The sequence below is a fragment of the Mesorhizobium sp. P2_C5_2 genome, from assembly GCF_056404535.1.
Map to the genome: position 1 here is coordinate 1,172,860 of NZ_JBFUDV010000001.1, position 10,743 is coordinate 1,183,602.

A 10,743-nucleotide genomic window follows, 5' to 3' on the forward strand; every position below is an offset into this window, starting at 1 on the left:
TCCGCTCACTTGGTCGGATTGATCCAGCCGTTGGGCGGGCCGAAATTGGCCATGGCGTCGGCGGGGCCCCAGGTCTTCGGCTCATAGATGTGCGGCGGCGTGGTGTCGCCAAGCACCGGGCCGACGATGCGCCAGGCGAGTTCGCTGGCGTCCTGGCGGGTAAACAGCTGGCCATTACCGTTCATGGCGTCACCGATCAGCCGCTCATAGGGCGGCATGTCGCCCTTTGAGTCGTCCAGGGCAGTGAGTTCGACCTGCTCGCCGACCATGTCGTCGCCGGGAGCCTTGCGCTGGGCGCCGATCGAGATCGCCACCTGCGGGTCGATGCGGAAGCGAACGTAATTGGCATCGCCCGGCTTGATCGGGTCGAAGACGTCGAGCGGCGGCCGCTTCAGCCGCACGATCACCTCGGTCACATGCACCGGCATGTTCTTGCCGGTGCGGATGAAGAACGGCACGTCCTGCCAGCGCCAGGTGTCGACCATGAAGCGCACGGCGGCAAAGGTCTCGACCGGCGAATTCGGCTTCACGCCGGGTTCAGCGAGGTAGCCGGTGAACTGGCCGCGCACGACATCGTCCTTGGTCAGCGTGCGGATGGCGCGCAGCACCTGCACCTTCTCGTCGATCAGATCGTCGGCGGAGCGGCCGACCGGCGGCTCCATGGCGAGCAGCAAAAGGATGTTGAGCAGATGGTTCTCGATCACGTCGCGGATGGCGCCGACATCGTCATAGAATTTGCCACGGCCCTCGACGCCGAAATCCTCGGCCATGGTGATCTGCACGCTCTCAACGAAGTTGCGGTTCCAGATCGGCTCGAGGAAGGCATTGGCGAAGCGGAAATAGAGCAGGTTCTGGATCGCTTCCTTGCCGAGATAGTGGTCGATGCGGAAGATCGACTGTTCGTCGAACACCAGATGCAGGACCCGGTTCAGCCAGCGCGCCGATTGCAGATCGTGGCCGAACGGCTTTTCCACCATCAGCCGCGCGCCATGCGCGGTGCCGGACTGTTCCAGCCCCTGGACCACGGTCTCGAACATGGTCGGCGGCACCGCCATATAGTGCAGCGGCCGCTGCGCCGAGCCGAGCGCGCTCTTCAGCTTTTCGAAGGTGGCGCCGTCGCGGTAGTCGCCGCTGACATAGCGCAGCAAATTGGCGAATTTGGCGAAAACCTTTTCGTCGATCTTGCCGACGGCGTTGACGATGCCGTCGCGGGCGCGCGCCTGCAATTGCTTGATGTCCCAGGCGTCGAAGGCGACGCCGATCACCGGTTCGGTCAGCGTCCCTTTGGCGACCATCTGGTAGAGGGCGGGAAATATCTTCTTGTGGGCGAGGTCGCCGGTGGCTCCGAAGAGCACCAGCGTGTCGGACCGTTCCGGGCTCATTTTGCGCGTCTCCCCTGTCGCCTTCACTTGCCGGCCTTCGGCTTTTCGACATGGCCGCCGAAGGCATAGCGCATGGCCGACAGCAGCTTGTCGGAGAATTCGGATTCGCCTTGCGAGGAGAAGCGGTCGAACAGCGCCGAAGACAGCACCGGCGCCGGCACGCCGGTGTCGATCGCCGCCTTCAGCGTCCAGCGGCCTTCGCCGGAATCGGAGACGCGGCCGCCGAACTGGGCAAGCCCGGGATCGCTCTTCAGCGCGCCGGCGGTGAGGTCGAGCAGCCAGGAACCGATGACGCTGCCATGGCGCCAGACCTCGGCCACCTGCGGCAGGTCGATGTCGAACTGGTAATATTGCGGGTTTTCCAGCGGGCTGGTCTCGGCGTCCGCCGTGCGCTGCCTTTTGCCGGCATTGGCCGATTTCAGGATGTTCATGCCTTCGGCGTATGCGGCCATGACGCCATATTCGATGCCGTTGTGGATCATCTTGACGAAGTGACCGGCACCGCTCGGTCCGCAATGCAGATAGCCGAAGGGTGCGGTTCCGCCCGCCTTGTCGGGCGTGGCGCCGGCATCGGCGCCGGGCGCCAGCGTGGCGAAGATCGGGTCGAGGTGTTTGACCGCCGTGTCGGGGCCGCCGATCATCAGGCAATAGCCGCGCTCGAGGCCCCAGACACCGCCGCTGGTGCCGACATCGACATAATGCAGGCCCTTGGCCGCGAGTTCGGCGGCCTGGTCGACGGCGTCGTGATAGTAGGAATTGCCGCCGTCGATGATGATGTCGCCGGGTTCCATAAATGCTGCCACCTGGTCGGCGATCTTGCCGGTGATCGCCGCCGGCAGCATCAGCCAGGCGCTGCGCGGCTTGGACAGCTTGCCGACGAACTCCTCCATCGAGGCGGCACCGATGGCGCCGTCCGCGACCAGAGCGGCAACGCTTGCCGGGTTGATGTCATAGACGACGCATTCATGGCCGTCGCGCATCAGGCGGCGCACCATGTTGGCGCCCATCCTGCCCAGTCCCATCATCCCGATCTGCATGGTTTTGTCCTAGTCGCTGGAGGAAAGAGGATTACGTGCGAGTTGGCATCTTCGATGCCCACGGTGAAGTCGACATTCTCCCAACGGTCGCCGTCGGGCCAGAAAAAAGTGAAGACGATCGTATTACCTGGCGGAATATCGGCCACGGGCAAGTCCGCCAGATGAACACCTAGAGCGTTTTCGGCTGTCTGGATTTCGTGGCTGGTCTGCCAATGGTCGCTGCTCCAGCGGACCAGCGCCGGCTGCAGCAATTCGATGCGCAGTTTCTTGCCGGCATCCATGCTGCGCGGTCTGTTGTTGAAGCGCCATATCCTCAGCGGCGAGCCGGTCTTGTCTCTGATGTAGCGCTTGACGCCTTGCGGCGGCATGTCGAAGACGGCGCCGTCGCGCAGCGAGCGCAACAGCTTGATATGCTCCGAATGCGCCCAGACCAATGGCATGGCGCTGCCCGAGGGCTTGCCCAGCCACAATTCGCGCTCCGGTATGTCGGCGCCGTCCCACACCTGTTCCGGCAGCAGGCCGCCTTGCCCGGCGGAAGCCTCGAACGTCTTCAGCAGGCTTGCCGCCTTGTCCTTGTTGCCGGCAGCCAATTCGTAGTGGGCGCGTTCACCGGCGAGCAATGGCCAGGGCCGACCCTGGCCGGTGCCGTCGAAAGGCGCGCCGTCAGCGTGTTCGCCATAGCCGTCGCTGGTGTAGCGGTACCAGAGAGGTCCTTGCGGCAGGTCGCAGCGCAGTTGGGCGTCGATGATCTTGACCGTGTCAACGATGCGCGGATCGTCCGCGGCCCTCAGGCCGAAACGGACCAGCGCCAGCGCGTCCGGGCTGACGATCGCCTCGGCGGGCTTGTCGGTATCGCCCGGCGGCCGGTTCTTGATCGGCACGAAGCCATCCTTTGGTGAAGCTGCGCCGGCATCGTCGGCCGGCGCGATGCGGACGTAGTAGCCGTCGACGCCGGCTTGCTGGCACTCCGGTGTGCCGCTGACATAGGTCCAGCGCTCGATCTGGTCGTTCCAGCAGTCGGCAATCTCGCGCAAATAGTTAGCCGGCTCTGGTCTGCCGGAAACGTCGAACAGATCGGCGGCACCGAGCAGTGCCGAAATCTCGACGGCAAGGGTGAACGGGCTGTATCCCGCGTCCTCCTCCCAGCGGTCCTGGCCAGTCACTGGGCCGTTGCGCACGACATAGGAGGCAGCCTTCTCGATCATCGGCATGAAAGCGGCGAGTTTGGCGCGCGGCAGGTGGCCCGCGCGGTGCAGCGCATCGGCCAGCAGCAGCGGAAAGGCGCATTCGTCCATCTGGATGCCCGGCCAATAGGGCGAGCCATCGAGCCACACATTCTGCGGCCAGTGACCGTCCGGCTGCTGGATGGAACGGAGATAGGTGAGGATTTCCAGCGCCTGCGCAGCGTCACCGGCGGCGAGGAAGCCGCCCGCGGTTTCGACGAGATCGCGCGGCCAGACAAGGTGATAGCCGCCAAGGTCGTCGTCGCCCTTGCTGAACCCCCACGGGATCGACAGGCTGGCGACGGCCGCACCGGGTCTGGCCAGCGACAGGTGCGTCGCCAGCACCGCGGTGCTGACGCGGTAGCTGTTGAGGCCGGATGCATCATGGTGGTCGAGCGGCAGCAGCCCAGCCTGCCATTTCCGCCATTTCGCGACATAGGTATCTGCGGCAGGCTCAAAACCGCGCTTCAGGCTGGCGGCGGCGTTTTCGGCCGCTTCGTCGGGCGTTGCCCCGAAACCTAGCGCCAGCAAGGCTTTGTTCTTGCCTGCGGAAAAACCGATCTCGCCGGTCAGCGCGACATTGCCGTCCTCGGCCCGTTGGCATGCCGGATCGAGGCGGCCGTCGCGACTGAGCTGCTGCCAGCCGTCGGAAAAGCCGGCATAGCCGGCCGAGCATTCGCCCCAGGGCAGCGACGAGGAGAGCGCCAGGCAGGTGCCGCGCCCGGAGGCGAACAGCATACGCCTGCCCTTGTGCTCGCCGACCCAAGCGGTGTTGCCCATGCCGGCATTGACCAGATGCGGCGCCAAAAGCGCGTAGACCCGGTAGTCAGCGGCATTACCTTCGAGCGCCGTAAAACTGGTTTCCTGTAAAAGAGCCGGGCGCGCCGGATCGGCTAGGACGCGCTTTTCGATCCGGTAGCGGGCGGTGGTGTTGATCAGCCGGTAAGCGGGCACGCCGTCCTCGAACGGCTCGATGACGTGGGTGGCGTCGCGCTTCTCCTCGGAGAACCAGCCGCCGGGGCCGGTGACCAGCAGCCCCATGTCGCGCGTGCAGGCGCTGTCGAGGCCGGGATAATAGACTTCGTTGACGATGCCATGGCTGAGCGTGAACCAGACGCGGCTCGCCGGCGAAAGCGCCGCACCAGCGCCGCTCTTGGCGCTCGACGTCCAGCGCGCCGGAATTCCGGGCGCACCTTCGGCTAGGGTCGGCGTCGCTGCCATGCATGGTCTCCTGGATCCTTCCCTAGACCAGCACACGAAGGCTTTTCAATCATCGCACCTGAAGTTGATCGCCAAAGCGTGACCGATCGCAGTTGACAAGCGGCCGCATCTGCATTTGTCTGACAATAGATAAAAAACAGGCAATCGACGCCAAAACCATCAGCAACAGTCGGCGGGGCCGACAATCCACGGGAGGATTATGACATGAAGAAACTGCTCGTTCTGAGCGCGCTTGCGGCAATGCTCGCCTCGGGCACGGCGCTTGCCGACACCAGCGGCAAGAAGATCGCCTTCTCCAACAATTATGCCGGCAATTCGTGGCGCCAGGCGATGCTCGACAGCTACGGCATCGTCACCAAGAAGGCGGTCGACGACAAGGTGGTCGGCGCCGCCGACATCTTCACCACCGCCGACAAGGAAGTGCCGACCCAGGCAGCCCAGGTGCAGAACCTGATCCTGCAGGGCTATGACGCCATCGTCATCAACGCCGCCTCACCGGATGCGCTCAACGGCGCCATCAAGCAGGCCTGCGATGCCGGCATCGTCGTCGTCTCCTTCGATGGCACCGTGACCGAACCCTGCGCTTACCGCGTCGTCGTCGACTTCAAGGACATGGGCAAGCAGGAAGTGGAGCAGATGGCCAAGTTCCAGCCCAAGGGCGGCAATCTGCTGGAAATCCGCGGCCTGGCCGGCACCTCTATCGACGATGCCATTCATGCCGGCATCCTCGAAGGGGTCGCCGCCCATCCCGAGTTCAAGATCGTCGGCTCGGTCACCGGCGACTGGGACCAGACGACGGCGCAGAAGGCGGTCGCAACCATCCTGCCGTCGCTGCCCGACATCGTCGGCATCGTCGACCAGGGTGGTGATGGCTATGGCGCCGCACAGGCCTTCGCCGCCGCTGGCAAGCCGCGCCCGACCATCATCATGGGCAACCGCCAGGACGAGCTGAAATGGTGGAAGGAACAGAAGGAAAAGGACGGCTACCAGACCTGGTCGGCATCGATCGCGCCCGGCGTCTCGTCGCTGGCCTTCTGGGTGGCGCAGCAGGTGCTTGATGGCCGCAAGGACATTCCGCACGACCTTTTGGTGCCGTATCTGGCCTTCACCCAGGACGATTTCGAGGCAGCCCTGCCGAAGATCAAGGAAGGCGGCGTCGCCACGCACGAATACACACAGGAAGACGCCCTCGCGGCGATCAAAGCCAACATCAAGTAATGGTTTGCATTCATTGCCAGCGGCATGACCGACCGGATATCGTTGAGCATGCCTGAGGCAGATGTCGACATCATCAGACTGAACGGCGCCGAAAAACATTTCGGCGCCGTTCGCGCCCTTAACGGGGTCGACTTTTATGTCGGCGCCGGCGAATGCGTCGGGCTGGTTGGCCATAACGGCGCCGGCAAGTCGACGCTGATGCATATGGTGGCCGGCACGCTGCGGCCCGATGGCGGCCAGATCGCAGTGCGCGGCAAAGCGGAAACCGACTACTCGGTGGCGCGGGCGCTGACGCTCGGCATACGCTGCGTGTTCCAGGAACTGTCGCTTTGTCCGAACCTCAGCATCGCCGAGAACACCCGCATCAATCATCCGGCGCTGACCGGCTTCGGCTGGCGGCGCAAGGCAGCCGCTCTCATCGCTGCCAAACTCGACGAAATCTTTCCGGATCACGGCATTTCGGCGGACGATATTGCCGGCGACCTGTCCATCGGCCGGCGGCAGATGGTCGAGGTGGCGCGCGCCTTCACGGTGACGGGCGATCCGCTCGAACTGGTCATTCTCGACGAGCCGACCTCTTCGCTCGACGCACACACGGCCAGCCAACTGCTAGCCTTCGTGCGCCGTTTCGTCGCCGGCGGTGGCAGCTGCATCCTGATCTCGCATGTCTTGGGCGAGGTGCTGCAGAACGCCGACCGCATCGTGGTGATGCGCGACGGCAAGGTGGTCGCCGCCGACGCCGCGAAGGCCTTCGATCGCGACAGGCTGGTGGCGACAATGGGAGGCGCGGAAGCGCGCGAGAAGATTGCGGCGAAGATCGCCGCCACGAGGCCCGCCGCCGGCCCACTTAGGGTAAGGGCACGGCCAGAGCGGCAGCAAGACGGCAAGGAGCTCGTCGCGCATGCCGGGGAGATCATCGGCCTTGCCGGGCTTGCCGGCCATGGCCAGACGGATTTGTTGCTGGCGATCTTCAAGGCCGCCCAGCGCGCCAGGACCGGCATAGAGGTGACCGCGCCGGTGGCGCTGGTGGCCGGCGATCGCCAGTCGGACGGCATCTTTCCGCAATGGTCGATCGCGGAAAATATCGGCATCCGTTCGCTGGCGCGGTTGCGAAAAGGGCTGCTGATCTCGCCGCAGCGCGAGGCCGAGCTTGCCGAGTTCTGGAAGCAGAAGATCGGCATCCGCACGCCTGACATGGCCAACAACATTTTTTCGCTGTCGGGCGGCAACCAGCAGAAGGCGCTGTTTGCCCGCGCGCTCGGCTCGGATGCCGAGATCGTGCTGATGGACGATCCGATGCGCGGCGTCGACATCGGCACCAAGCTCGAGGTCTACGACCTTGTGCGCGAGGAAGCGGCCAAGGGCAGGACCTTCCTCTGGTACACCACCGAGACCGAAGAGCTCGACAATTGCGACCACATCCATGTCTTCAAAAACGGCCGCATCGTTGCCAACCTCACGCGCGACGAGCTGACGGAGGAAAAGATCATCCAGTCCTCATTCGGCGATGCGGCCTGAGATGACGGCAATCGCTCCCGGCACGACCCCAAGTTCCTCGCCGCGCAGCAGTGCTGCCCGTGCCCGCCTGCTGCGCAGCCTGTTGCCGGCGCTGTCGCTGGCACTGGTGCTGCTCGCCATTGCCTGGCTCAACCCGCGCGCCATCAGCTATTTCGGCTTCAGCCTGATGCTCAACCTGGCGATCCCGATCGCGTTGGCGACGATCGCGCAGATGTTCGTCATCGCGGGCAATGAGCTCGACCTGTCGATCGGCACCTTTGTCGGCTTCGTCGGCTGCGTCACCGCAACCTGGCTGAAGGACGCGCCGCTGCTTGGCGTGGTTGTCCTCTTAGGCGCTATCGGCGTCTATGCGCTGCTTGGTGCGCTGATCCATCTGCGCAATTTGCCGTCGATCGTGGTGACGCTGGGCATGAGCTTCGTCTGGCAAGGGCTGGCCATTCTGGTGTTGCCGAAACCTGGCGGCAAGGCGCCGGACTGGCTACTCGGATTGATGGCGTTCAAGCCGCCCTTCATCCCGTTTCCGATCATCGCCGCGCTGGTGATCGCGGCGGTCGTGCATTTCGGCCTGATGCGCACCTCCTATGGCGTGATCCTGCGCGGCTCGGGCGGCAATCCGGCGGCGCTGCGGCGCGCCGGCTGGTCGCTGCTCAGGACCAAGATCGTGCTGTTCGCGCTGACCGGCCTGTTCGGCGTGCTCTCCGGCATGGCGCTGATCGGCATCACCACGTCGGCCGACGCCAATATCGGCAATGGCTACACGCTGCTGGCGATCGCCGGCGTCATTCTCGGCGGTGGCGAATTTGTCGGCGGCCGGGTATCGCCGATCGGCGCCGTGCTCGGCGCGCTGACGCTGGCGCTGGCGGCGTCACCGCTGCTCACCTTCATGCACATCCCGCCGGATTGGCAGGTGGCCGCCAACGGCGCCATTTTGATCATCGTGCTGGCGGCTCGGGTGCTGATCAGCCGCAGGGAGAGGTAGCGATGACGCTGGTTAAATCGCTTATCGCCAAACCCTGGATCTGGTCCTTCATCGGCGCGCTGCTGGTCTGGCTGGCGACCATCGCCTTCACTGGCGGCTATGGTGCCGGCGGCATGGTTACGGCCGCCCTTTCGCTGGCCGTCTTCACCGTCATCGTCGGCGTTGGCCAGATGTTCGTCATCACGCTCGGCCCCGGCAATGTCGACCTGTCGCTGCCGGCCAATATCGGGCTCGCCAGCGCCGTCGCCATGAAGGTGATGGGTGGCAGCGATTCCATGATTGTGGTCGGTCTGCTGGCAGCGCTCGCCTGCGGCGCGGCGATCGGCGCCGTCAACTATCTGCTGATCTGGGCGCTGCGCATTCCGCCGATCATCGCCACGCTGTCGGCCAGCTTTATCATCCAGTCGATCGACATCAGCTATGGGCGTGGCTTGCAGATCAAGCCGCCGCCGGGCTTTGCCGATTTCGCCAACTGGCAAATCCTGGGCATTCCGGTGCTGGCGATCCTCACCGTGCTGTTCACCATTGCTGCTGCCATCGCGCTGCAGCGCATGATCTATGGCCGCTCGGTGCTGGCGATCGGCCAGAATATCCGCGCCGCGTGGCTGGCCGGCGTCAATGTCGGCCGCACCCGCTTCCTCACCTACACGCTGTCGGGCGCGCTCGGTGGCATCGACGGCGCCCTGCTCGCCGGCTATTTCCGCGGCGCCAATGTCGATATCGGCAATGAGTACCTGCTCGCCTCCATCGCCGTCGTCGTCATCGGCGGCACCTCGGTTGCCGGCGGCAAGGCCAATGTTCCCGGCGTCTGGGGCGCGGCGCTGTTCCTGGTGCTGCTGTTGACCATGCTCAACACATTCGGCGTCAGCGCCGGCGTCCGGCTGTTGCTGACCGGGCTGATCATCGTCGGCGTCATCACCGTGGCCGGTGGCGAGAAGGCCTTGCGATAGATCGCGCCAAATTTGACCATGTGGACAAAAGTCCGCACCCGTTCCATAGTTCTGCGTCTGATTTCAGAACAGCCGGCTCGACACGGCTGTCAAACAGAGGGGCACTAGATGGAAAACCGGAAAAACAAATCGCAATCGACAGGCCTGTCACGTCGCAACGTGCTGGAGCTTGGCGCACTCGGCCTGGCTGCCGCCATGCTGCCAGGTGCAGCCTTCGCCAAGGACAAGAAGCTGAAGGTGGCGGCGATCTTCGCCACGCCGATCGAGGAGCCGTGGGACAACCAGATCCACGTCGCCTTGCAGAAGGCCGAGAAGGAACTCGGCATCGAATACAAATGGTCGGAAAAAGTGCAGACCGCCGATTTCAGCCGCGTCATGCGCGAATATGCGCAAGGCGGCTACCAGCTGGTGCTGGGCGACGCCTTCGCCGCCGAGCGTGAATCGCGCAAGACGGCCAAGCAGTTCCCGAAAACGGCCTTCCTGTTCGGCTCGGGCGCGGGGCCGGCGGAACCGAATTTCGGCGTCTTCGACAACTGGATCCACGAACCGGCCTATCTCTCCGGCATGATCGCCGGCAAGATGTCGAAATCGGGCACGATCGGCGCGGTTGCGGCGATGGGCATTCCGGAAGTGAACCGGCTGGTCAACGCCTTCTTTGCCGGCGCCAAGGAGGTCAATCCGAACATCAAGAAGAAGGTTGCCTTCATCGGTTCGTTCTTCGACCCGCCCAAGGCCAAGGAAGCGGCGGTCGCGCAAATCGATGCCGGCGTCGACGTCATCTACGCCGAGCGCTTCGGCGTCATCGAGGCGGCGGTGGACAAGAAGATCCTCGCCATCTCCAACATGTCCGACCAGTCGAGCCTTGGCCCCGACACGGTCATCACCGGCCCGGTCTGGGACATGTATCCGACGGTCGAGCAGGCGATCAAACTGGTCAAGGCCGGCGTCTTCACCGCGCAGGACTATGGCGATTTCTCGCGCATGGCCAAGGGCGGTTCCTTCCTGGCGCCCTACCACAAATTCGACAAGACTCTGCCGGCTGAGGTGAAGGACCTGGTCGAGAAGAAGAAGGCCGAGATCCTGGAAGGCAATTTCCGGGTCGATGTCGACGAGAACACGCCGGTTTCGGATTAGGCTTGGTTGCTCGGGGTTGGCGCCTAGCCACCCCCCTCTGCCCTGCCGGGCATCTCCCCCTCAAGGGGGGAGATTGGCAGC

At 64.3% G+C, this 10,743-nt stretch carries 8 protein-coding genes; 5 read left to right on the forward strand and 3 right to left on the reverse strand.

Annotated elements, in window-relative coordinates; translation table 11 throughout:
* Positions 1-5: 5 nt before the first annotated feature.
* Genes zwf through AC1D1B_RS05665 form a run of 3 tightly spaced genes read right to left on the reverse strand, consistent with a single transcriptional unit; the run spans position 6 to position 4,863 of the window.
* Entirely contained in the window at positions 6-1,382 is a 1,377-nt protein-coding gene (gene zwf / locus AC1D1B_RS05655; RefSeq protein WP_477330096.1) for a glucose-6-phosphate dehydrogenase, read from the reverse strand.
* 23 nt (positions 1,383-1,405) lie between these two features.
* Positions 1,406-2,419, reverse strand: a complete 1,014-nt coding sequence (gnd, locus tag AC1D1B_RS05660; protein ID WP_477330098.1) for a phosphogluconate dehydrogenase (NAD(+)-dependent, decarboxylating) — start codon at positions 2,417-2,419, stop codon at positions 1,406-1,408.
* The gene (locus tag AC1D1B_RS05665; protein WP_477330100.1) at positions 2,404-4,863 is read right to left on the reverse strand and encodes a glucan 1,4-alpha-glucosidase; all 2,460 of its coding nucleotides are present in this window, start codon (positions 4,861-4,863) and stop codon (positions 2,404-2,406) included. The genes gnd and AC1D1B_RS05665 overlap by 16 nt, the downstream gene beginning before the upstream one ends.
* Before the next feature lie 204 nt (positions 4,864-5,067).
* On the opposite strand from AC1D1B_RS05665, the gene AC1D1B_RS05670 reads away from it, so the two are divergent.
* From AC1D1B_RS05670 to AC1D1B_RS05690, 5 genes are all read left to right on the forward strand, one after another.
* On the forward strand, positions 5,068-6,081 hold the full coding sequence (locus AC1D1B_RS05670) for a substrate-binding domain-containing protein (RefSeq protein ID WP_477330102.1): 1,014 nt from the start codon (positions 5,068-5,070) through the stop codon (positions 6,079-6,081).
* A gap of 48 nt (positions 6,082-6,129) precedes the next feature.
* Entirely contained in the window at positions 6,130-7,599 is a 1,470-nt protein-coding gene (locus AC1D1B_RS05675; protein WP_477330104.1) for an ATP-binding cassette domain-containing protein, read from the forward strand.
* A gap of 1 nt (position 7,600) precedes the next feature.
* Entirely contained in the window at positions 7,601-8,578 is a 978-nt protein-coding gene (locus AC1D1B_RS05680; RefSeq protein ID WP_477330106.1) for an ABC transporter permease, read from the forward strand.
* 2 nt (positions 8,579-8,580) lie between these two features.
* Positions 8,581-9,528 (forward strand): ABC transporter permease, encoded by a 948-nt coding sequence (locus AC1D1B_RS05685; RefSeq protein ID WP_477330108.1) that lies wholly within the window; start codon positions 8,581-8,583, stop codon positions 9,526-9,528.
* Positions 9,529-9,636: 108 nt separating this feature from the next.
* Positions 9,637-10,662 carry a BMP family protein gene (locus AC1D1B_RS05690; RefSeq protein WP_477330110.1) on the forward strand — a complete coding sequence of 342 codons (1,026 nt, stop codon included), beginning with the start codon at positions 9,637-9,639 and terminating at the stop codon, positions 10,660-10,662.
* Positions 10,663-10,743: the final 81 nt, after the last annotated feature.